19 protein-coding genes and 1 tRNA gene are annotated in these 20,808 nt (G+C 69.6%); 13 read left to right on the forward strand and 7 right to left on the reverse strand.

Annotation, left to right across the window (positions count from 1 at the left end; all coding sequences use genetic code 11):
* Positions 1-6: 6 nt before the first annotated feature.
* Positions 7-660 (reverse strand): CatB-related O-acetyltransferase, encoded by a 654-nt coding sequence (locus F8O03_RS04280; RefSeq protein ID WP_151422747.1) that lies wholly within the window; start codon positions 658-660, stop codon positions 7-9.
* A 77-nt stretch (positions 661-737) separates the two neighbouring features.
* Here F8O03_RS04280 and F8O03_RS04285 point away from each other — a divergent pair, with 77 nt between their 5' ends.
* Positions 738-1,835 carry an SDR family oxidoreductase gene (locus F8O03_RS04285; RefSeq protein WP_151422748.1) on the forward strand — a complete coding sequence of 366 codons (1,098 nt, stop codon included), beginning with the start codon at positions 738-740 and terminating at the stop codon, positions 1,833-1,835.
* 7 nt (positions 1,836-1,842) lie between these two features.
* Here F8O03_RS04285 and F8O03_RS04290 read toward each other — a convergent pair whose 3' ends face one another.
* Positions 1,843-3,621: a dolichyl-phosphate-mannose--protein mannosyltransferase gene (locus tag F8O03_RS04290; protein WP_151422749.1), complete on the reverse strand. Its 1,779-nt coding sequence runs from the start codon at positions 3,619-3,621 to the stop codon at positions 1,843-1,845.
* Positions 3,622-3,671: 50 nt separating this feature from the next.
* On the opposite strand from F8O03_RS04290, the gene rsmI reads away from it, so the two are divergent.
* The 6 genes from rsmI to F8O03_RS04320 all read left to right on the forward strand — a co-directional run bounded on the left by rsmI (position 3,672) and on the right by F8O03_RS04320 (position 10,082).
* The gene (gene rsmI, locus F8O03_RS04295) at positions 3,672-4,484 is read left to right on the forward strand and encodes a 16S rRNA (cytidine(1402)-2'-O)-methyltransferase (protein ID WP_151422750.1); all 813 of its coding nucleotides are present in this window, start codon (positions 3,672-3,674) and stop codon (positions 4,482-4,484) included.
* A 30-nt stretch (positions 4,485-4,514) separates the two neighbouring features.
* A complete protein-coding gene (gene metG / locus F8O03_RS04300) occupies positions 4,515-6,083 on the forward strand; it encodes a methionine--tRNA ligase (protein ID WP_151422751.1) in 1,569 nt (522 codons plus the stop codon).
* Between the two features lie 71 nt (positions 6,084-6,154).
* Positions 6,155-7,084 (forward strand): TatD family hydrolase, encoded by a 930-nt coding sequence (locus F8O03_RS04305; RefSeq protein ID WP_151423101.1) that lies wholly within the window; start codon positions 6,155-6,157, stop codon positions 7,082-7,084.
* A complete protein-coding gene (gene rsmA / locus F8O03_RS04310) occupies positions 7,081-7,932 on the forward strand; it encodes a 16S rRNA (adenine(1518)-N(6)/adenine(1519)-N(6))-dimethyltransferase RsmA (protein WP_151422752.1) in 852 nt (283 codons plus the stop codon). The genes F8O03_RS04305 and rsmA overlap by 4 nt, the downstream gene beginning before the upstream one ends.
* 168 nt (positions 7,933-8,100) lie before the next feature.
* Positions 8,101-9,420, forward strand: a complete 1,320-nt coding sequence (locus F8O03_RS04315; RefSeq protein WP_151422753.1) for a hypothetical protein — start codon at positions 8,101-8,103, stop codon at positions 9,418-9,420.
* A gap of 65 nt (positions 9,421-9,485) precedes the next feature.
* The gene (locus F8O03_RS04320) at positions 9,486-10,082 is read left to right on the forward strand and encodes a DUF1349 domain-containing protein (RefSeq protein ID WP_151422754.1); all 597 of its coding nucleotides are present in this window, start codon (positions 9,486-9,488) and stop codon (positions 10,080-10,082) included.
* A gap of 161 nt (positions 10,083-10,243) precedes the next feature.
* Here F8O03_RS04320 and F8O03_RS04325 read toward each other — a convergent pair whose 3' ends face one another.
* Positions 10,244-10,651, reverse strand: a complete 408-nt coding sequence (locus tag F8O03_RS04325; RefSeq protein ID WP_151422755.1) for a GNAT family N-acetyltransferase — start codon at positions 10,649-10,651, stop codon at positions 10,244-10,246.
* Between the two features lie 258 nt (positions 10,652-10,909).
* Here F8O03_RS04325 and F8O03_RS04330 point away from each other — a divergent pair, with 258 nt between their 5' ends.
* The 4 genes from F8O03_RS04330 to F8O03_RS04345 all read left to right on the forward strand — a co-directional run bounded on the left by F8O03_RS04330 (position 10,910) and on the right by F8O03_RS04345 (position 15,702).
* Positions 10,910-11,950 carry an LLM class flavin-dependent oxidoreductase gene (locus F8O03_RS04330; RefSeq protein WP_151422756.1) on the forward strand — a complete coding sequence of 347 codons (1,041 nt, stop codon included), beginning with the start codon at positions 10,910-10,912 and terminating at the stop codon, positions 11,948-11,950.
* Between the two features lie 18 nt (positions 11,951-11,968).
* Positions 11,969-13,312 (forward strand): LLM class flavin-dependent oxidoreductase, encoded by a 1,344-nt coding sequence (locus F8O03_RS04335; protein ID WP_151422757.1) that lies wholly within the window; start codon positions 11,969-11,971, stop codon positions 13,310-13,312.
* A gap of 183 nt (positions 13,313-13,495) precedes the next feature.
* A complete protein-coding gene (locus F8O03_RS04340; protein WP_151422758.1) occupies positions 13,496-14,845 on the forward strand; it encodes a M20/M25/M40 family metallo-hydrolase in 1,350 nt (449 codons plus the stop codon).
* A gap of 104 nt (positions 14,846-14,949) precedes the next feature.
* Positions 14,950-15,702: a MerR family transcriptional regulator gene (locus tag F8O03_RS04345; RefSeq protein ID WP_151422759.1), complete on the forward strand. Its 753-nt coding sequence runs from the start codon at positions 14,950-14,952 to the stop codon at positions 15,700-15,702.
* A gap of 11 nt (positions 15,703-15,713) precedes the next feature.
* On the opposite strand, the gene F8O03_RS04350 is transcribed toward F8O03_RS04345, so the two are convergent.
* The 4 genes from F8O03_RS04350 to F8O03_RS04365 form a co-directional block, all read right to left on the reverse strand.
* Positions 15,714-16,067 (reverse strand): hypothetical protein, encoded by a 354-nt coding sequence (locus F8O03_RS04350; RefSeq protein ID WP_151422760.1) that lies wholly within the window; start codon positions 16,065-16,067, stop codon positions 15,714-15,716.
* A 9-nt stretch (positions 16,068-16,076) separates the two neighbouring features.
* Positions 16,077-17,903 carry an ABC-F family ATP-binding cassette domain-containing protein gene (locus F8O03_RS04355; protein ID WP_151422761.1) on the reverse strand — a complete coding sequence of 609 codons (1,827 nt, stop codon included), beginning with the start codon at positions 17,901-17,903 and terminating at the stop codon, positions 16,077-16,079.
* Between the two features lie 56 nt (positions 17,904-17,959).
* A complete protein-coding gene (locus tag F8O03_RS04360; protein WP_374953919.1) occupies positions 17,960-18,472 on the reverse strand; it encodes a MarR family winged helix-turn-helix transcriptional regulator in 513 nt (170 codons plus the stop codon).
* A 164-nt stretch (positions 18,473-18,636) separates the two neighbouring features.
* The gene (locus F8O03_RS04365) at positions 18,637-19,089 is read right to left on the reverse strand and encodes a YybH family protein (protein ID WP_151422762.1); all 453 of its coding nucleotides are present in this window, start codon (positions 19,087-19,089) and stop codon (positions 18,637-18,639) included.
* Positions 19,090-19,212: 123 nt separating this feature from the next.
* On the opposite strand from F8O03_RS04365, the gene F8O03_RS04370 reads away from it, so the two are divergent.
* Together F8O03_RS04370 and glmU are read left to right on the forward strand one after the other, a co-directional pair.
* A tRNA-Gln gene (locus F8O03_RS04370) sits at positions 19,213-19,284 on the forward strand.
* A 74-nt stretch (positions 19,285-19,358) separates the two neighbouring features.
* A complete protein-coding gene (glmU, locus tag F8O03_RS04375; protein ID WP_151422763.1) occupies positions 19,359-20,804 on the forward strand; it encodes a bifunctional UDP-N-acetylglucosamine diphosphorylase/glucosamine-1-phosphate N-acetyltransferase GlmU in 1,446 nt (481 codons plus the stop codon).
* Positions 20,805-20,808: the final 4 nt, after the last annotated feature.

Here is a 20,808-nt window from a genome sequence, read left to right on the forward strand (position 1 = left end):
GGCTGTCTAGGTGAGCCGGCGAGCGATCGCCGCGAGCTCGGCGACCGATCCATCGGAGATGGCGCGCAGGTGCTCGGTGATCGCCTCGATCGGCCAGTCCCACCAGGCGGCGTCGAGCAGGGTCGCGACGTCGGCGTCATCGAATCGGCGTCGGATGAGCGTGGCCGGGTTGCCGCCGACGACGCCGTAGTCGGGCACGTCCTTGGTGACGACCGAAGCCGTGGAGATGATCGCCCCGTGCCCGATGCGCACCCCTGGCATGATGGTGACGTCGCCGCCGATCCAGACATCGTTGCCGACGACGGTGTCGCCCCGGTTCGGCAGCTCGGTGACGAGGTCGCGGTGCTGCGCCCACGAACCGCCCATGATCGGGAACGGGTAGGTCGACGGTCCCGACATGCGGTGGTTGGCGCCGTTCATGATGAACCGGGTACCCGCCGCGAGCGCGCAGAATTTGCCGATGATGAGACGCTCCGGCCCGTAGTGGTGCAGCACGTTGCGCGTCTCGAACGCCGTCGGGTCGTCGGGGTCGTCGGAGTAGGTGAAGTCTCCGACGCTGATGAGCGGGCTCGTGATGAGCGGCTTGAGCAGGACGACGCGGTCCTGACCCTCGATGGGATGCAGCGTGTCGGGGTCGGGAGGAAGCGCGGGATCGGTCACGGGCCCAGCCTAGGGCTCCGCCTGTCTCGGCTGGGTGGTTCTGGAATATCGTCCCTCGCTGCCTCGTTGCACCCCTGATGACCTCGAACTCGAACGACACCATCGAAACGAAGCGGACGGCGCTCGTCGTCGGAGCCTCCGGGATCACCGGCTCGGCCCTCGTGGATCGCCTGACCGAGGACGGCTGGGAGGTGCTCGCGCTCTCGCGCAGCGCCGCGAGCACCGAGAAGGTGCGCGGCATCGTCGCCGACCTGCGCGACCCTGAGAGCCTCAAGGCTGCGCTGGCTTCCGAGAACCCGACGCATGTCTTCTTCACCGCGTGGCAGCGCCAGGCGACGGAGGCGGAGAACATCGCCGTGAACGGCGCCATGGTCCGCGACCTCCTGGCCGCGCTGGCGCACGCGCCCGTGCAGCACGCGGCCCTGGTCACCGGACTCAAGCACTACCTGGGGCCATTCGAGGCGTACGCGGCTGGCGAGATGCCGGACACCCCGTTCCGTGAGGAGTCCGAGCGGCTCGACACCCCGAACTTCTACTACGCGCAGGAGGACGAGCTGTTCGCCGCGGCGGCCCGCCAGCGCTTCACCTGGTCGGTGCACCGCTCGCACACCGTCATCGGGCACGCCGTCGGCAACGCCATGAACATGGGCCTGACGATCGCCGTGCAGGCCGCGCTCACGAAGCACCTCGGCGTGCCGTTCGTGTTCCCCGGCAGCGAGGCGCAGTGGAACGGCCTCACCGACATGACGGATGCGGGAGTCCTGGCCGAGCAGATGGTGTGGGCGTCGACCGGTCCCGCTGGCCGAAACGAGGCGTTCAACATCGTCGACGGCGACATCTTCCGCTGGCGGTGGATGTGGCCGCGCCTCGCCGAGATGCTCGGAGTCCCCGCCGGGCAGGTTGTCGGGTTCGAGGGCGAGGCTCGCCCGCTGGAGGTGCAGATGAAGCAGCTCGAGCAGCACTGGCCGGCCGTCGTCGCCGAGCACGACCTCGTCGAGTCGGACATCTCACGGCTCGCATCCTGGTGGCACACCGATGCCGATCTCGGCCGCGAGATGGAGGTCGTCACCGACATGGGCAAGAGCCGCGACGCCGGCTTCCTCAGCTTCCGCCGAACCGACCAGGCCTTCGCCGAGCTGTTCGAGCGCTACCGCGCCGACCGCCTGATTCCCTGAGCGGTGGCTAGCGCCAGCTGGGGAGCCAGTGGGTCAGCGACCAGTAGGAGGTCGAGATCATCTGGCCGGTCCACACGGGCCAGAACAGCACTGAGACGAGCGCCATGATGACGAGCAGCACCCCGACCGCGGAGACGCCGATCGTCCGAGACGTGCGCGGCGTGTCCCGGTCGCCGGCGATCGTCTGGATCACCACGAGCGACGCGAGGATCATGAACGGCAGGAACGCGATCGCGTAGAAGTGGAAGACGGCCTGGCGCTCGAGGTAGGCGAGCCACGGGAAGTAGCCGGCGCCGTACCCGACGAGGATCGCGAAGTACTGCCACTTGGGTCGCAGGAAGCACATGATGATCAGGAACAGGATCGACACGGTGCCGAACCAGAAGATGATCGGGTTCGAGATCGACGTGATCGCCTCGACGCACTGGTCGACGTCGCAGCCTGAGCCGTCGCCCTTGCCGCTGTAGATGTAGCTGAACGCGGTCGGGCGGATGAGGAACGGCCACTCCTGCGGCCCCGACTGGTATGGGTGCTCGGCGCTCAGCCCGCGGTGGAAGTTGTACGCCTCCACCTGGTAGTGCCAGAGGCTCTGCAGAGGCAGCGGCACCCAGGACAGGAGCCCCGTCCAGGCGTTGCCCGCCTGCTCGGCCCAGTCACGGTAGAAGCCGCCGGTCGTCGTGAGCCAGCGGGTCCAGGTGGCGAGGTAGGTGAGCACGGCGAGGGGCACGGTCAGGATGAACGAGACGGGGCCCTGCAGGAGGATCGCGGCCGACCCCCAGAACGTCACGCCGAGTCGCTTGCGCTCGATCATGTCGACGACAAGCGTGTAGACGCAGAACGCGGCGAGGAAGTAGAGGCCCGACCACTTCACGGCGGAGGCGGCGCCGAGGGTGACGGCGGCGGCCATGAGCCAGGGGCGCCACCACAGGCGCGGCCCCCAGTCGGGGCCGACGGGCTTCACATCCGGGGCCCTCGAGGTGGTCGTGGCCTTCGTCGGAACGGGCTCGCCCTCGAGCCCCTCCTCGGCGCGCCACGCCATGATCTTGGTCCGCAGCTTCCGCCGCTGGTCGTCGCGGTCGAGCAGCACGAACAGGAAGGCGAGCAGCACGAAGAACATGAGGATGCCGTCGAGGATCCCCACTCGCGACATGACGATCGCGTGCCCGTCGATGGCCAGCATGCCGGCGCCGATGGTGGCGAGCATGGGCGAGCGGAACAGCTTCTTCGCGATGACCCACAGGAGCGGCACGGCGAGGGTGCCGACGAGGGCCACGCCGAACCGCCAGCCGAAGGGGTTGTCGGCACCGAAGACGAGCATCCCGAGCCCGATGATGTACTTGCCGAGCGGCGGATGCACGACGTACGACGGGTCGGTCGTGTACCCGTTCGGGTCGCCCGCGTTGAACGCGTCGTTCGGGTTGTCAGGCCACTCGGCCTCGTAGCCGAGGTTGAGGAGCGTCCACGCGTCCTTCACGTAGAACGTCTCGTCGAAGATCAGGTAGTGCGCGCCGCCCAGGTTCCAGAACCGCAGGACAGCGGCGAGCAGCGTGACGACGCCGAGGAGGATCCACTCGGTGCGCACGCGCACTCGGGGCGTGCTCGTGACGCGTGCCCAGAGGTCGTCGAAGACCGAGCCGCGCTCGACTTCGGCCGGCGGGGCCGGCGCCGGTGCGGGCGGAGCGGAGTCGGCGGTCGCCGGAGCTTCGACCTGAGCCGTCGCGGGGGCAGCCGACGCGGGTGACGTGGCCGCCTCGTCAGGGGTTCCGGTCTCTGCTTGCTCGCTCACGCAAGCAATCGTAGGGGGCCATGCACCCAGCGCGTGGGAGGATCGCAGCCATGATCATCCTCGCGGGCACCCCCATCGGGAACCTCGGTGACGCTTCGGCGCGTCTCATCGACACGTTCAAGAACGCGTCTCTCGTGGCGTGCGAGGACACCAGGTCGACGGCGAAGCTGCTCGGGATGCTCGGGGTCGAGAACCGTCCGAGGCTCGTCGCCCTGCACGAGCACAACGAGGACGAGCTGGCGAAGACGATCGTCGAGCAGGCCCGCGACTCGGACGTCGTGCTCGTGAGCGACGCCGGGATGCCGGGGATCTCCGACCCCGGGTACCCGATCGTCGCGCTCGCGGCGAAGGAGGGGGTGACCGTCACGAGCGTGCCCGGCCCGAGCGCCGTCATCACGGCGCTCGCGATCTCGGGGCTGCCGACCGACCGCTTCACCTTCGACGGCTTCCTGCCACGCAAGGCGGGGGAGCGGGAGACGTTCCTCAGATCCCTCGCGAACGAGCCGCGCACGGTCGTGCTGTTCGAGTCGCCGCACCGCCTGGCCAGGACGCTCGCCGACATGGCCGCGGTCTGGCCCGCGGACCGCCGCATCGCCGTCTGCCGCGAGCTGACCAAGCTCTACGAGGAGGTCAAGCGCGGCACGGCGGCTGAGCTCCTGCCCTGGGCCGAGGAAGGCGTGCGCGGGGAGATCGTGATCGTCGTCGAGGGAGCAGCACCCGCGGTCGTCGACGCCGCCGGCGCGCAGGCGATGGTCGCCGACCTCGTGGCAGGCGGGATGCGCCTCAAGGAGGCGGCCGCGCAGGTCGCCACGGAGACGGGCATGAGCAAGCGCGATCTGTACCAAGGCCACCTCGCGTCGTAACAGTGCCCAGCCGACAATAGGATGATCCCCATGGCTTCCGGCGAATCGTTCTACATCACGACACCGATCTTCTACGTCAACGACGTTCCCCACATCGGTCACGCGTACACGGAGGTCGCCGTCGACGCGCTCGCCAGGTGGCACCGCCAGCGCGGCGACACGACGTGGCTGCTCACGGGAACCGACGAGCACGGCCAGAAGATCATGCGCTCGGCGCTCGCGAACAACGTCACGCCGCAGGCGTGGGCCGACAAGCTCGTCAGCGAGGCGTGGAAGCCCATGCTCGAGACACTGAACATCTCGAACGACGACTTCATCCGCACCACCGACGAACGTCACGAGACGCGCGTGCAGCGCTTCCTGCAGAAGCTCAACGACGCCGGCTTCATCTACGACGCCGAGTTCGAGGCGCTCTACTGCGTCGGCTGTGAGGAGTTCAAGCCCGAGTCGGAGATCGTCGCCGGTACTGGCCAGTACGAGGGCGAGAAGGTCTGCGCCATCCACTCGAAGCCCCTCGAACTGCTGCAGGAGCAGAACTACTTCTTCAAGCTCAGCGACTTCCAGGAGCGCCTGCTCGCGCTCTACGAGGAGAACCCCGAGTTCATCCAGCCATCGTCGGCGCGCAACGAGGTCATCTCGTTCGTGCGCTCGGGCCTCCGCGACCTCTCCATCTCGCGCACCACGTTCGACTGGGGCGTGAAGGTGCCGTGGGACGAATCACACGTCGTCTACGTGTGGTTCGACGCGCTGCTCAACTACATCACCGCCATCGGCTACGGCGACGACGACTCGGAGCTCGAGAAGCGCTGGCCGGCGCACCACGTCGTGGGCAAGGACATCCTCCGCTTCCACGCCGTCATCTGGCCAGCCATGCTCATGGCCGCCGGACTCCAGGTTCCTGCCGGCATCTTCGCGCACGGCTGGCTGCTCGTCGGCGGCGAGAAGATGTCGAAGTCGAAGCTCACGGGCATCGCGCCGACCGAGATCACCGACGTCTTCGGCTCAGACGCGTTCCGCTACTACTTCCTGCGCGCCATCCACTTCGGCCAGGACGGCTCGTTCTCGTGGGAGGACCTCTCGGCCCGCTACCAGTCCGAGCTCGCGAACGGCTTCGGCAACCTGGCCTCGCGCGTCATCGCCATGGTCAACAAGTACTTCGACGGTGTCGTGCCGGAGCAGTCGACGCTGCTCGACTCCGAGCAGGTCATCATCGACCTCGCGACCGACGTGGCGGCGAAGGCTGACGAGGCGATGCTCGCCTTCGACATCGACGGTGCGCTCGCGCACATCTGGCGGCTCGTGGATGCACTCAACGGCTACATCACGGAGCAGGAGCCGTGGGCGCTCTCGAAGCAGGGCGACGAGGGGCGCGCCCGCCTCGCCGCGGTGCTCGAGGTGACGACCCGCTGCCTCGGCCACCTCGCCGTGCTCCTCAACCCGTTCATCCCGATCGCCGCCGAGAAGCTGTGGTTCGCGATCGGCGGCGAGGGCGAGCTCGCCTCGACCCGCATCGCCAACGCCTACGCGCTGGTCGGCTCGCGACCGCTGAGCGAGCTGCCGCCGCTCTTCCCGCGCATCGAGCAGGAAGTCCAGCGCTGACGGTGCCCGAGTCGCAGCAGGGCCAGCGGGGTGAAGCTCAGCAGGGCGAGGCAGCAGGGTCGGCCGAGAAGCTGCGTCGCCGCTCGGCGACGAGCGAGTCGGGGCACACGCGCATCCTCGCCTACCCGCCGTACCCCGAGGCCCTGGATGTGCCCTGCTACGACAACCACACGCACCTCGAGATCGAGGACGGCGAGGAGGACGAGCGCCTGTCGCTCGACGAGCACCTCGACGCCGCGGCCGCCGCAGGCGTGAAGGGTGTCGTGCAGGTCGGCAACGACGTGCCCTCGAGTCGCTGGTCGGCGCGCATCGCCGCGACGAACGGGCGAGTGCTCGCGGCGGTTGCCCTGCACCCGAACGTCGTGCCTGAGCTCGCCGCCGCCGGCACCCTCGACGAGGCGATCGCCGAGATCGACCGCCTCGCCGCCGAGCCGCGCGTGCGCGCCATCGGCGAGACGGGGCTCGACTACTTCCGCACGCCGGAGAAGGCCGACCAGCTGCTGCAGGTCGGCGCGTTCGAGCGGCACATCGAGCTCGCGAAGCGGCACGGCATCGCCATGCAGATCCACGACAGGGACGCGCACGACGACGTCATCTCGACGCTCAAGCGTGTCGCCGCCCCCGAGCGCACGGTCTTCCATTGCTTCTCCGGTGACGCCGACATGGCCCGCATCGCGGCCGACGAGGGCTGGTACCTCTCGTTTGCCGGGACGGTGACGTTCAAGAACGCCGCCTCGCTGCGGGAGGCGCTCTCGGCGACGCCGCTCGACCGCATCCTCGTGGAGACCGACGCGCCGTTCCTCACCCCTGTCCCGTTCCGTGGCCGCCCGAACGCGCCCTACCTCATCCCAGTGACGCTGCGCGCGATGGCCGAGCACCTCGACGTGCCGGTCGACGAGCTCAGCGCGCAGGTCGCCGCGAACACCGAGGCTGTCTACGGCAGCTGGGACCTGTCGGGCGCCGAGCCCGCCGCCGCATCCACTCAGAGAGATTCCGCATGAGCGTGAGCCTGCTTGGCGCCAACGAGATCCGCGAGCTCGCGGCCGAGCTCGACGTGACGCCCACGAAGAAGCTCGGTCAGAACTTCGTGCACGACCCCGGCACGGTGCGGCGCATCGTGCAGACCGCGAAGGTCCGCTCCGGCGAGCACATCCTCGAGGTCGGGCCCGGTCTCGGATCGCTGACGCTCGGCCTGCTCGAGGCGGGCGCGAGCGTCACGGCCATCGAGATCGATGAGCGCCTCGCCGCTCGCCTGCCGCAGACGGTCGCCGAGCACGCGCCCGGCGCGCAGCTCGACGTGATCGTCTCCGACGCTCTCCAGGTGCAGGATGTGCCGGGTGAGCCGGTCGCGCTGGTCGCGAACCTGCCGTACAACGTGTCCGTGCCCGTGCTGCTGCACCTCCTCGAGCGGCTGCCGTCGCTCGAACGCGGGGTGGTCATGGTGCAGGCCGAGGTGGGGGAGCGCATCGTCGCGGGCCCCGGCTCGAAGGTGTACGGATCGCCGAGCGTGAAGGCCGCCTGGTATGGCTCCTGGTCGAGCGCCGGGCTGGTTGGTCGCAAGGTGTTCTGGCCTGTGCCGAACGTCGACTCCATCCTCATCTCCTACACGGAGCGTGACACACCGCGCGGCTCCGAGGAGCTGCGCCGCAAGGTGTTCCGCATCGTGGACGCCGCCTTCGGGCAGCGGCGCAAGATGCTGCGACAGGCGCTCTCCCCGCTGCTCGGCGAGAACGCAGCGGCGACCTCCCTCGTCCTGGAGGCATCGGGGATCGACCCGACGGCCCGCGGTGAGACGGTCGGCATCGACGACTACGTGCGCCTCGCGGAGGCCTGGCAGCCCGAGGCCTGAGGCCTGCGTCAGCGAGGAGCCAGACGACGAGAGCTCTTCGAGCCTCGGGCCTGACGCGCACCGGCTGAGATCTCCGCCATGTCGCCGCATCTTCGCGGGGACTCGTGCAGACTACGAGGACAGCACCACAACGAAGTCGGTGCCCCGGAGCTAGGCGAGGGATTGGGCATGGGCGAGTCCGCCGCGGCTGACGCAGACGCTCCGCTGCCGTCCCGCCGCGCGCGCATGCTGACGATCGGTGCGATCGTCGTGGTGCTGGCGCTCGCCGCGGGCTGGGTGGTCCTCGCCTTCACCGGTGACGGTGACACTTCTTCGACGGACGTGGTGAGCGAGTCGACGCTCCCCGGCTACCCGACCCGTGGCGCCGAGGCGAAGCTCGACGAGCAACGGCCACTGGTTGCTGCGGCCGATGCCTGGCGCGACTATGCCGACGGCGACACCCTTCAGCTCCCGGAGGGGCAGGCCATCGAGCTCCTCTGGGCGGGAGACGTCGACTCGACGAAGGTCGGCACCTCATCCGTGCGCGCCTCGTTCTCCGCGCGGCTCGTGATCCTCCGATCGGACAACGCGGTCGCCGCGCTCGTCCGCCCGCTCGACGGCGCGGGCAGCGGCGACGACACGGCCTACTCGGTGCTCGGCACCTCCTCGATCGCGACGGCCCGTTACGAGCGCGGTTTCACCGTCGCGACGGGCGTGCTGCTCTTCAACGAGCGGATGCAACGGGGCACGTCGCTCGAGACCGTCACCTTCGCTTCCGAGGCCGCTCCCGCGCTGGGCGAGACGTCCACCTCGGACGGGCTCCTTCTGCTCGCGACCCGGTCGCTGCTGCGCATCCCGGATGCGGGCGGTTCGGGGATCGACGTGGTCGAGGGCTTCGCCTACGTGCATCCCAGCTCGGGCCTCACGCTCCTGCAGACGGTGGATGCCGACGGGGACTGGGCCGCCGTCACGGACGCAGAGCGGGGGAACGCGAGGTTCGCTGCGCTCTCGCGGGGCATCATCACCGCTCGGGAGGAAGAGAAGGGCCGGCGTCTGCGCGCCTCGATCCTCGACGACCAGACCATGCCGTCCGGCGCCCCGCTTTCGCTCGTCGAGGTGGCGCACCTCGAGAACCAGGGGAGCGGGTCCGGTGTCCTCTGGGCGGTGGTCGTCGCAACACGCGACGACGACGATCCGACGCTGCTCGGTGCAGGTCCCGTCGCGAGTCCCGTGAACGGGGCGCCGCAACTTCCCGTCATCGCCGCGAAGTGGCTGCGTGACGACGGCGTGGACGTGCTTGTCGTCGCCGGCTCCAAGGGAATCACCTCGTTCGAGGTCGAGGCGTCCGGCGGCACGACGAGCCGGAACGGCTCGAGCGGCGTCCTCGAGCGGGCTGACCTCGCGCTCACCTGGGAAGGCGATGCCCGGAACGACGTGACCCGCCCGGCCCTTGTGGTCGTCGGCAGGTCCGGGGCCGGTCCCGTCCAGCCGCTTCAGCCGGTCAGCTGAGCGCGCGCGGTTTGACTGGACGTGCCAGGCTGGCGTGCCCGACGAGATCTGCTTGGATTGGAGCCATGAGCACACACGACACGTCGGAGGTTCCCTGGAGCGATGGGCGTTGGACCACCGAGCCGGTTTCGACTGAGGTCGTCGACGGCGACCTCCTCGTCACGGCTGTCGAGGGCAGCGATGCCTGGCGCACAACCTCCTACGGGTTCATCCACGACACCGAGCATGCGCTCCTGCGTGACCTCGAGCAGGATTCCGCCGTCGAGGTCGAGTTCCTCGTCGACTTCAGCGAGCAGTTCGACCAGGCGGGTCTCTTCCTGCGGAGCGACGAGACAACGTGGATCAAGGCCGGCATCGAGCTCAGTGACGGGCAGGAGCAGCTGGGTGCGGTCGTGACCAGGGGCGAGTCCGACTGGTCGCTCGCACCTGTTCCCTACTGGGGTGGCCGCCGCGCCACCGTGCGGGCGAGCCGCGCCGGCAACGCGGTCACGATCCGCGCCCGAGTCGACGCTGAGTCGTGGCGGCTCGTGCGAGTGGCGCCGCTGGCTCCGGATGAGTGTGTTCAGGCCGGGCCGTTCTGCTGCGCGCCGTCTCGGAGCGGACTGGTCGTCCGGTTCCTGGCCTGGCGGACGACGCCCGCCGACACCTCACTGCACCCGTGAGGGTTCGCGGCGATGGCAATCGCAGTATCGTTGGCGCCCTCCCGCCAGACCGACGCCAGCCGCTCGACGTCTGACCCCGAGACCGGAAACCGGAGACCGGAAACCGGAGACCGGAGTCCCGAACCCCGCGATTGGAGACCGGAATCCGGCGCTCTGGCCCCTCAGCCCCCGAGCTCGAGGGACAGCGCGAAGATCTGCGTCCAGGCCTCTTCGCCGTGCTCGAGTTCTGGGCGGCGCTCGAAGCCGAGCTGCTCGAGGAGGCGCTGCATGGCGACGTTCTGCTCGGCGACGTACGTGTCGATGCCCGTCGCGAGGTGCAGGTCGGCCCACGTGATGGCGGCCCGCGTCACTCGCGTGCCGATGCCGTTGCCGCGCAATTCTGGCGCGACCCAGAGCTCGTCGAAGACCAGCTCGGCGCCGACTCCGTCGAGGTCGCCGGAGAGGGCGGCGGTGGCGACGACGCGTGTGCCGTCGAAGGGAATGGCGTGGAACTCCACGCGGTTGGCGCTGGCTCGGGTGGTGGTCACACGGACGGCGTTGCCGATCGACGTGTGCAGCCCGAGGCTCATTGCGGCGCCAGCCTGCCCGTCTCGACGCGCTGCTGGCACATGAAGTTCAGGCCTGTCGTCGTGTGTGTCATCTTCATGCTCCTTCCACGGTCGGGGTCGTGCGGTCCGCTCCTCGGTGGGGCGGGCTTGTGCTCGTGGTGGGTACCGTACGCCTCACTTCGCGGGGCGCGCATCCAGTGTTGCGTCAGAAGTCCTCCGGGGGCGGCAGGTGAAGCGCAGGCCGTCACACAGTGATGCGCGGTTCCTAGTCTGCGAGGCATGACTCACGAGAACCCGCCGTTTGCCGTCGCCGTCGAAGCGGGCAGCGAGGGCGTCAGCCCGACCCGCATCCGCGCGGCGATCGCCGCCCTCGAGCGCTTCGGCGTGACGATCGCGACGTTCGAGGACGCAGGCTTCCCCGAGCTCGGCGAGACGGTTCCGCGACTGGATGCGGTGACGCAGGCCGCGTTCGCCGCCCCGCTCTCCGGGGCGACCGGCCTGGTGCCGCTCGTGCGCGTCACGGCGGTCGAGCCGTTCCACCTCGCGACGCAGCTCGCGACCCTCGACTACGCCTCGCACGGCCGAGCCGGCTGGATCGGCGAGGTCGACGGCGGCGCGCTCGAGGCCGCGGCGTTCGACCGGGCGCCGCTCGACGGACCGGAATCGCGCCGGGCCGAGCTCGACGACACCATCGAGGTGCTCGGTCGCCTGTGGGACTCGTGGGAGGACGACGCCGTCATCCGCGACACGGCGACGGGCCGGTACCTCGACCGCGACAAGCTGCACTATGCCGACTTCGAGGGCGCACGCTTCAGCGTGAAGGGGCCGTCCATCATCCCGCGCCCGCACCAGGGGCTCCTGCCGACGTTCGCGGTCTCCGGCTCGGCCGCGCCTGAGCTCATCGACGTCGCGCTGATCCGCGAGCGCACGGTCCTCGAGGCGAGTGCCGCCGCCGGGCAGGCGGACACGCAGGGCATCAAGCGCACGGTCGTCGAGGTCTCGTTCGCGCTCGATGCGCGGGGGAGCGCTGCGGTCGAACGTGTCGGGAACCGGGCGTCTGAGGCCGAAGCGGCGGGGCGCATCCACTACTCGGGCGACTCCGCTGGCCTCGCTGAGCTCATCACCGAGGTGGCCTCGTTCGCGAACGGCGTGCGCCTGCTGCCGGCAGACTTCGGCGTCGACGTGCAGGAGCTGGGCCGTGCCGTGCTCCCGAGCCTGCGCCGCGCCGGTGTCTTCGCCTCGCCGCGGTCCGGCGAGCATCTGCGGGACGCCCTCGGGCTCGCGCACCCCGTCAACCGCTACGCCGCCACGGCACTCTGAACGCGAAGGATCACGACGATGACACAGCACAGCACCGGCGCGACTCGGCCACCGGTGGGCGCCGAGGGCGCCGGCCAGATCCAGTTCGGCGTCTTCTTCCAGGGCGTGAACTCGACGACCATCTGGTCGAGCGAGCAGAGCGGCTCACAGACCGAATTCGAGTCGTTCCGCCGCATCGCGCAGACCGCTGAGCGCGGCCTCTTCTCGGCGTTCTTCCTCGGCGAGGGTCTTCGCCTGCGCGAGCACCTCGGCAGGATCCACGACAACGACGTGGCCGGGCGACCGGATGGCATCACGCAGCTCGCCGCGCTCGCACCCATCACCGAGAAGATCGGCCTCGTCGCCACGCAGAACACGACCTACAACGAGCCGGCCGACCTCGCGTACCGCCTCGCGAGCCTCGACCTCCTCAGCGAGGGGCGGGCGGCGTGGAACATCGTCACGACCGACAACGCGTGGACGGGCGCCAACTTCCGCCGCGGCGGGCACCTCGCGCACGAGCACCGGTACGACCGCGCTGCTGAGTTCGTTCGGGCGGCCAAGCAGCTCTGGGCGAACCGGGGCGGAGTCGACGTCGACGGCGAGTTCATCCGCTTCGTCTCCGAGCGTGTCCTCCCGCGGAGCCCGCAGTCGAGGCCCGTGCTGTTCCAAGCTGGCGACTCGAGCCAGGGGCGTGACTTCGGTGCCGAGCACGCCGACGTCATCTTCTCCGCCCACCCCGAGCTGGAAGGCGCCACGGCGTTCGCCGCCGACCTGCGCGAGCGGCTCACGAAGTTCGGGCGGGCCCGCAACGAGCTCGCGTTCTTCCCGGGCGCGACCATCGTCATCGGCGCGACACCGAAGGAGGCCCAGGAGAAGGCGCGCTGGGTGCGCGAGCATCAGATCTCACCCGCGACGTCGCTGCGCTACCTCGAGCAGTTCTGGGGCAAGGACCTCTCGCACCTCGACCCGGACGGTCCGCTGCCGTCCGAGGACCCGGTGGTCGCCGTCACCGACGGCACGCGCGGCAGCGCGTTCCAGAACGCGAAGGCGCTTGAGCTCGCCCAGCAGTGGCGGGAGAAGTCCGAGGCGCTCGGCCTGTCGATCCGGGACTTCGTCATCCACCTGTCCTCGCAGCGGGGCTTCGTCGGCAGTGTCGACGAAGTCGCCGACACGCTCACCGAGCTGGCGCGGAGCGGGTCGGTCACTGGCATCAACCTGACGCCGTACCTCGTGCCCTCCGGTCTCGACGACATCGTCGACGACCTCATCCCGGCCCTCCAGGAGCGCGGCTCGTATCGAACGGAGTACCCGGGAACCACGCTGCGCGAGAACCTCGGACTTCCTGCGGTCGTCGAGGACCTGGTGCCAGCCGGAGCCTGAGCATCGCGCTCCCACCGCCGCCGTCGCGCCACCACTCGGTCGAGTTCAGTGCGAAGCGCGCTCGGCACAGCGCGCCGGGCGGTGCCGAACCTCCGACATCGCGGGCGTCGCGCCTGGCCGACCACGTGACCCCGTGCAACGCATGTGCACGCGGACCCGCCGACTTTCGCCCAGGATGAGGGCATGACTTCGCTTCGCGACGAGACCGTGGCCCTCCTGCAGCAGCTCATCCGCGCCGAGACCGTCAACGACGGTGCGCTCGCCTCCGGCAACGAATGGCGCGCGGTGGCGGTGCTCGAGGCGTTCTTCGCCGGCAGCGGCGTCGAGCTGACGCGCGTCGAGCCGTTCCCGGGACGCGTCTCCGTGGTCGCGCGTCTCGCGGGCACCGACCCCGCGGCGGAGTCGCTGGCGCTCGTCGGCCACACCGACGTCGTGCCCGTGAAGGCCGCCGACTGGGTGCATCCGCCGCACTCGGGTGAGCTCATCGACGGCGAGGTGTGGGGCCGCGGCGCCGTGGACATGCTGTTCCTCACCGCCTCCTACGCCGCCATCTTCAGGCGGCTCGCGACGAGCGGCTTCGCGCCGACGGGCGACCTGGTCTTCGCGGCCGTCGCCGACGAGGAGCAGGGCAGTAGGGCAGGCGTCGGCTGGTTCTCGGAGAACGACTGGGCGACGATCGCCGCAGACAACGTGCTCACCGAGTGGGGAGGCGCGCGCCTGGGAGGAGTCGGCAGCACCGCCATCACGGTGGGCGTCGGCGAGAAGGGCGCAGCCCCGCGGCGCATCGTCGTGCGCGGCGACGCGGCGCACGCGTCTGCTCCCTGGGGGCGCTCGAACGCCGCCGTGACGCTCGCCAAGGTCGTCGATCGCCTGCAGGCCGTGGCCCCGGCGCCGCGCATCAGCGAGCAGTGGCTTGAGACGCTCGCGGCGCTCGAGCTGCCTGCCGAGCTGAGCCGTCGCCTCGCGGACCAGGCCACGATCGACGACGCCATCGAGGAGCTGAGCGCGCATCCCGAGCTGGGTGAGCTCGCCCCGTTCGTGCACGCCTGGACCCACACGACCGTTGCGGTGACGATCCTCGAAGCGGGCTCGAAGGTCAACGTCATTCCGGACAGCGGGTCGGTCTCCCTCGACATCCGCGTGCTGCCCGGTGTCACGGAGGAGGACGTCGCGGCGCACCTCGCGGCGGTCGCAGCCGAGTTCCCCGGCCTCGTGAGCGTGGAGGGGGACTGGTTCTCGCCGGCCAACCAATCGGCGACCACCACGCGCCTCTATGCGCAGATCGAGCAGACCCTCGCCGAGTTCGTGCCAGGAGCGAAGCCCGCGCCGATACTCGGCGTCGGCGGCTCCGACGCGCGCTTCTACCGGCTGCACGGCGCCAACGCGTTCGGCTTCGGGATCCTCAGCCCAGAGCTGACCTTCTCCGTTGCGCGCAACCGCTTCCACTCCGCCAACGAGCGCCTCGATCTCGAGTCGATCGACCTCACGGTGCGCGGACTCGATCACGTCGTCAGGAGCTTCCTCTCGGCGTGACGCTTGACCTTGACGCAGCGTCAATTTCTAGGGTCGTTCTCGAGCGGTTCGCTTCCCCCGAAGAGCGGGGGAGCCGCTCGCACGATCTGGGAGAGGTTGCGGTCATGGAGTGGTCGATCGGCGAGGTCGCGAAGCGCTCGGGTGTGACGTCCCGCACACTGCGCCACTACGAGAGCATCGGCCTGCTGCTGCCGAGCAGCACGGGCACGAACGGCTATCGCTACTACGACGACGCCGCGCTGGTGCGGTTGCAGCGCATCCTGCTGCTTCGCGAGCTTGGCGTCGGCCTCGCGGCCATCGCGGATGCGCTTGCCGGGCGGGGCGATGACGTCGCTGCGCTCGAGACGCACCTCGGCTGGCTGAACGACGAACGCAGCCGCCTCACGACGCAGATCGGATCGGTGCGCGCGACGCTCGCTGCACTCCGAGGGAAGGAGACGCTCATGCCTGAGCAGATGTTCGACGGATTCGACCACACGCAGTACAAGGACGAGGTCGAGGAGCGCTGGGGCGCCAAGGCGTACGCCGACGGCGACACCTGGTGGCGTGGTCTCGGCGAGGAGGGCAAGCAGGGGTTCCTGGAGGAGCAGACGCGGATCCAGGATGCGTTCAGCGCGGCCCAGTCGGCCGGCCTCGGCCCAGACAGCGACGAGGCGCAGGCCGCGACGGCCCGCCAGTTCGACTGGGTCAAGGCCGGTTGGAACGGGGAGGCCCCGAGCGCGGAGGCGTTCGCGGGTCTCGGCGAGCTGTATGTCGCAGATGAGCGGTTCGGCAGGAACTACACGCGCGTGCACGCCACGGGCGCCGAGTTCGTGCGCGACGCGATGCGCGTCTATTCCGAGCGCAACCTGGCGTAGCGCGGCGGCGCTCAGGCGAGCGTCGCCGCGTCGACCTGCGGGCCGCCCTCGTAGGTGACGGTGATGGCGAGCGGGCGCCCGCTCGCCGCCGCTGGCAGTGCGAACTCGAACGACACGGGCGCGAGCATCAGGATGCAGATGGCGTTCGGGTCGACGATCGGGAAGCGGATGCGCAGCTCGGTCGGCGATTCGACGACCAGTTCGGGGTCTCCCGCGCCGCACAGGGGTCGGTTGTTGAGCAGGTCCATCCGAAACCGGGAGTCGCCGACCCAGGCGAAGCTCGGTGCGACGTCGTCGTTGGCGCCCGCGGAGAGGGGATCGTAGTCCTCGGGCGACGTGACGGACACTCCGATGATGGGGCGCATGCGGCCAGGCTACGCCTCGAGCACCTCGGACAGCTCGAGCCACCGCTCTTCGAGGGCGTCGACCTCGGCCGCGAGCGCCTGGCGCTTCGCGGTGATGACGCCGAGCCCTTCGTAGTCGCCCTGGTCGTGGGCGGCGAGCTCCGCGTCGACCTTCTTCATCGACTGCTCGAGTTTCTGGATCTTCCTCGTGATGCCCTGCACCTCCTTCTCGGCAGAGCGGCGGTCGGCGCCTCCCAGCGAGAGTCCGGACGAGGCGGATGCGGAGGACGACGACGAGCCGTTGGCAGCCGCATCCGTCGTGCTGGAGAGCGTCGCGGGCGCTGAGCCCTTGAGGCTGTTCGAGCGCAGCTCGAGGTACTGGTCGACGCCGCCGGGGAGGTGGCGGAGGCCGCCGTCCCACACCGCGTACTGCTGGTCGGTGACGCGCTCGAGCAGGTACCGGTCGTGCGAGACGACGAGGAGGGTGCCAGGCCACGTGTCGAGGAGGTCCTCCATGGCGGCGAGCATGTCGGTGTCGAGGTCGTTGGTGGGCTCGTCCAGGATGAGCACGTTCGGCTCGTCGAGCAGGATGAGGAGCAGCTGCAGGCGGCGGCGCTGGCCACCCGAGAGGTCCTTGACGGGGGTCTGCAGCTGCGTGGTGGTGAAGCCGAGGCGCTCCAGCAGCTGCGACGGCGTCATCTCCTTGCCGCCGGACACGTAGCTCGACTTCTGCCGGGCGACGACCTCGCGGACGCGGTCGTTCTGGTGCTCGTCGAGCTCGGCGAGGCGCTGCGAGAGGGTCGCGATCTTCACGGTCTTGCCGCGCTTGACCTTGCCGCTCGTCGGCTCGAGGCTGCCGGCGACGAGGTTGAGCAGGGTCGACTTGCCGGCGCCGTTGACGCCGAGGATGCCGGTGCGCTCGCCCGGCGCGATGCGCCACTCGATGTCGCGCAGCACTTCCTTGTCGCCGAAGGTCACGCCCACGTCGAGGAGGTCGACGACGTCCTTGCCGAGGCGGGCCGTGGCGAGCTGGGACAGCTCGACCGGGTTGCGCACGGGCGGCTCGTCCTCGATGAGCTGCGTGGCCGCCTCGATGCGGAACTTGGGCTTCGCCGTGCGGGCGGGGGCGCCGCGGCGCAGCCAGGCGAGCTCCTTGCGCATGAGGTTCTGGCGCTTCGACTCGATCGCGGCAGACTGGCGGTCGCGTTCGACGCGCTGCAGGATGTACGCCGCGTAGCCGCCCTCGAACGGGTCGAGCACGCGGTCGTGCACCTCCCACGTCGTCTGGCACACCGCGTCCAGGAACCACCTGTCGTGGGTGACGACCACAAGCCCGCCCTGGTTCTTCGACCAGCGGGAGTTGAGGTGTCCCGCGAGCCACGCGATGCCCTCCACGTCGAGGTGGTTCGTGGGCTCGTCGAGCATGATGATGTCATCGTCGCCGATGAGCAGGGCGGCGAGGGCGACGCGCCGCTGCTGCCCGCCGGAGAGGTCGCCGATCTTGTCGGTCCATTCGAGGTCGCCGGCGAGGCCGTTGACGACGTCGCGGATCTTCGCGTCTGAGGCCCAGTCGTGGTCGTCCATGTCGCCGACGATGGCCTGCTTGACGGTGAGCTCCGGGTCCAGGGTGTCGGCCTGGTCGAGCATCCCGACGCGCACGCCGCGGCGCCGCGTGACCTTGCCGCCGTCTGGCTGGATGCGGTCGGCGAGCAGCTTGAGGAGGGTCGACTTGCCGTCGCCGTTGCGTCCGACGATGCCGATGCGGTCGCCCTCTTGGATGCCGACGGAGACGCTGTCGAAGACGACTCGAGTCGGGAACTCGAGGTGGAGCGCTTCCGCGCCGAGGAGATGGGCCATCAGACCAGCTTAAGGCCGGGGCGGCCCGGCGCCCTCCGAGGAAGAGCGGTCGAAGCTCAGTGCGCCGGGTCGTCCATCCGGAGGGAGAGGGTGCGAAGGGCTGTGGCCAGGTCGTCGCGGGTCTCGAGGTCGAGCTCGGCGAGCAGCTCGCGCTCGGCGGCGACGAGGCGAGTGAGGGCTTCGTCGACGAGGTCGCGACCGTCGACGGTCATGGTGACAAGGATGCCGCGCCCGTCGTTTGGGTCGACCTCGCGCGTGACGAGGCCCCGGCCCACGAGGCGGTCGATGCGGTTCGTCATGGTGCCGCTCGAGACGAGGTTGGAGGCGAGCAGATGCTTGGGGCTGAGGCGGTGCGGGGATCCGGCGCGGCGCAGGGCGGAGAGGACGTCGAACTCCCACAGCTCGAGGCCCGTCTCCGCGAAGGCCGCCTTGCGGAGGGCGTCGAGCTGCTTCGCGATGCGCTTCACTCGGGAGAAGATGCGCAGCGGGTCGACGTCCAGGTCGGGACGCTCCCGGGACCAGTCGCGAACGATCGTGTCGACGGTGTCGACCGGATGCGCGGGGTGCACGGAGCGGCCGCCCGCGCTCAGCTCAACTGCATCGCGAGAGAAGTCGCGCTGCTGAGCTGCACGTCCGGGGGCATCCATACCCCCCATTATGGCGAGTCCCGCGATCCCGGGGCGACGCGCCGAGGGGAGCGCGGCCGCCACGGCGCGCTCGCGGGGTCTCGCGGCTACGAATTCGGGTGGTGGGCGTCCACTTCGCGTTTCGTCACGACGAGCCCGGTCTCGGCGTTGACGGGCGCCGATGTGTGCTCGTGCGCGATGACCCACTCGCCCTTGTGCTGCACGAGCGCCCACGTGAGTCGGTTGTCCATCCATTCGAGCTCACCCTCCGGGCTGTGCCAGGAGTAGCGCACGAAGCTCTCCGCGACGATGACGTCGTGGTCGCCGTACGCGCGGAGGTCGGTGAACGTCGCGGAGTGCGTGCCCGACTCGATGGAGTCGAACCACTCGCCGATCGAGTCTCCCCAGGTGTCGGCCCCCTCGTGGGACCAGGTGCTCCAGAGGTCGAAGACGCGAACGTCCGGTGCGTAGAGCGACATGATGGCGGTCTTGTCGCGCCCCGTGACGGCGGCCGAGTAGGTGTCGGTGAATCGCTTCGCGACGGCGAGGGCTTCGGACATGACGCCTCCTTGGGTCTTGTGTTTCGCCAGTCTCGCGCACTCACCTCCACGGCACCACCGTGGCAAGCGCGCGACCCTCCCGGTTCTGGCACAATTGGCGAGTGCGCGCGTGAGCGGGCACGTTCCTCCTTGGTGTAACGGCAGCACGACAGCCTTTGGAGCTGTTAGGTCCAGGTTCGAATCCTGGGGGAGGAGCGGCGCGGGGGTGCTGCATGCCACCGTGGACCGTGATGGCGTTCGCATCGCGGCGCCCACAACGAGGAGGATCTGTGACCGATCGAGAACTCGCAATCGTCATCCTGGCGGCTGGCCAGGGAACACGGATGCGCTCGAGCACCCCGAAGGTGCTGCACCGACTCGGAGGCATTCCCCTCGTCGGGCACGTGCTGCACACCGCCGCCGAGCTCGGCCCCGCGCATACCGTCACCGTGGTCCGCCACGATCGTGACCGCGTCGTCTCAGCCATCCAGGACCTGGCTCCGGACACGCAGTTCGCGGACCAGGACGACGTTCCCGGCACTGGTCGGGCACTCGAGGTGGGTCTCGAATCGCTGCCCGCGGACTTCGACGGGGTCGTCGTCGTCCTCTCCGGCGACGTGCCCCTCCTTGACTCCGGCACGATCGCGCGCATGGTCGAGCAGCACCGCCACGCGAAGAACCAGCTCACCCTCCTGAGCGCGTTCGTAAAGGAGCCGGCAGGCTTCGGGCGCATCGTCCGCTCGTCCGGCGGTGACTTCGACGAGATCGTCGAGCACAAGGACGCGAGTGAGGAGCTGCTGCGCATCTCGGAGATCAACGCCGGCGTGTACGCGTTCGACGCCCGCACGGTCCGCCAGGTGCTGAGCCGTATCGACGACTCGAACTCGCAGCGCGAGAAGTACCTCACCGATGCCGCGAAGCTCATCAAGGCGGATGCGGGGCGCATCGAGGCGATCGCCGTCACCGACCCGGAGATCGTGCAGGGCATCAACGACCGCGTGCAGCTCGCGGAGGCGCAGCGCTACTACAACGCCCGCCAGATCCGCCACTGGCAGCTGGAGGGCGTCACCGTGCACGACCCGGCGACGACCGTCATCGAGGGCAACGTGTCGCTCGGACGCGACGTGGAGCTGCTCCCTGGCACGCAGCTGCGCGGCGCGACATCGGTCGCCGACGGCGCCATCATCGGACCGGATACGACGCTCGTCGACTGCGAGGTCGGCGAGGGTGCCGTCGTGAAGCGCACCGACGCGACGCTGAGCGTCATCGGGGCCGGCGCATCCGTGGGGCCGTGGGCGTACCTTCGCCCCAACACGATCCTCGGCGCCGGTGGGAAGATCGGCACGTTCGTCGAGACGAAGAACACGCAGATCGGCGACGGCTCGAAGGTGCCGCACCTCTCGTACATCGGCGACGCTGAGGTGGGCGTCAACTCGAACGTCGGAGCCGGCACGATCACCGCGAACTACGACGGCGTGAACAAGCATCGGACGACCGTCGGCGACAACGTGCGCTCCGGCTCGCACAACGTCTTCGTCGCCCCGGTTAGGATTGGCGACGGCGCTTACACCGGGGCTGGAACGGTGGTCCGCAAGGACGTTCCAGCGGGTGCACTCGCCATCAACGTCGCACCTCAGCGAAACGCCGAGGGGTGGGTGCTCAAGAACCGAGCAGGCACCGCCGCGGCCGAGGCCGCTGAGGCTGCCTCGTCGCGCGAATCAGAACCGAACGCGTAACAAC

Origin of the sequence: Pseudoclavibacter terrae (assembly GCF_008831075.1) — a bacterium.
GTDB classification, from domain to species: Bacteria; Actinomycetota; Actinomycetes; order Actinomycetales; family Microbacteriaceae; genus Pseudoclavibacter; species Pseudoclavibacter terrae.

Excerpts from the sequence above, each read along its gene's own strand:
- F8O03_RS04315 (WP_151422753.1), top strand. The coding sequence starts at position 8,101 with ATGGGCGAGTCCGCCGCGGCTGACGCAGACGCTCCGCTGCCGTCCCGC.
- F8O03_RS04335 (WP_151422757.1), top strand. The coding sequence starts at position 11,969 with ATGACACAGCACAGCACCGGCGCGACTCGGCCACCGGTGGGCGCCGAG.
- F8O03_RS04285 (WP_151422748.1), top strand. The coding sequence starts at position 738 with ATGACCTCGAACTCGAACGACACCATCGAAACGAAGCGGACGGCGCTC.
- metG (WP_151422751.1), top strand. The coding sequence starts at position 4,515 with ATGGCTTCCGGCGAATCGTTCTACATCACGACACCGATCTTCTACGTC.
- F8O03_RS04325 (WP_151422755.1), bottom strand. The coding sequence starts at position 10,651 with ATGAGCCTCGGGCTGCACACGTCGATCGGCAACGCCGTCCGTGTGACC.
- rsmI (WP_151422750.1), top strand. The coding sequence starts at position 3,672 with ATGATCATCCTCGCGGGCACCCCCATCGGGAACCTCGGTGACGCTTCG.
- F8O03_RS04350 (WP_151422760.1), bottom strand. The coding sequence starts at position 16,067 with ATGCGCCCCATCATCGGAGTGTCCGTCACGTCGCCCGAGGACTACGAT.
- F8O03_RS04330 (WP_151422756.1), top strand. The coding sequence starts at position 10,910 with ATGACTCACGAGAACCCGCCGTTTGCCGTCGCCGTCGAAGCGGGCAGC.
- F8O03_RS04345 (WP_151422759.1), top strand. The coding sequence starts at position 14,950 with ATGGAGTGGTCGATCGGCGAGGTCGCGAAGCGCTCGGGTGTGACGTCC.
- rsmA (WP_151422752.1), top strand. The coding sequence starts at position 7,081 with ATGAGCGTGAGCCTGCTTGGCGCCAACGAGATCCGCGAGCTCGCGGCC.
- F8O03_RS04355 (WP_151422761.1), bottom strand. The coding sequence starts at position 17,903 with ATGGCCCATCTCCTCGGCGCGGAAGCGCTCCACCTCGAGTTCCCGACT.
- F8O03_RS04320 (WP_151422754.1), top strand. The coding sequence starts at position 9,486 with ATGAGCACACACGACACGTCGGAGGTTCCCTGGAGCGATGGGCGTTGG.
- F8O03_RS04365 (WP_151422762.1), bottom strand. The coding sequence starts at position 19,089 with ATGTCCGAAGCCCTCGCCGTCGCGAAGCGATTCACCGACACCTACTCG.
- F8O03_RS04340 (WP_151422758.1), top strand. The coding sequence starts at position 13,496 with ATGACTTCGCTTCGCGACGAGACCGTGGCCCTCCTGCAGCAGCTCATC.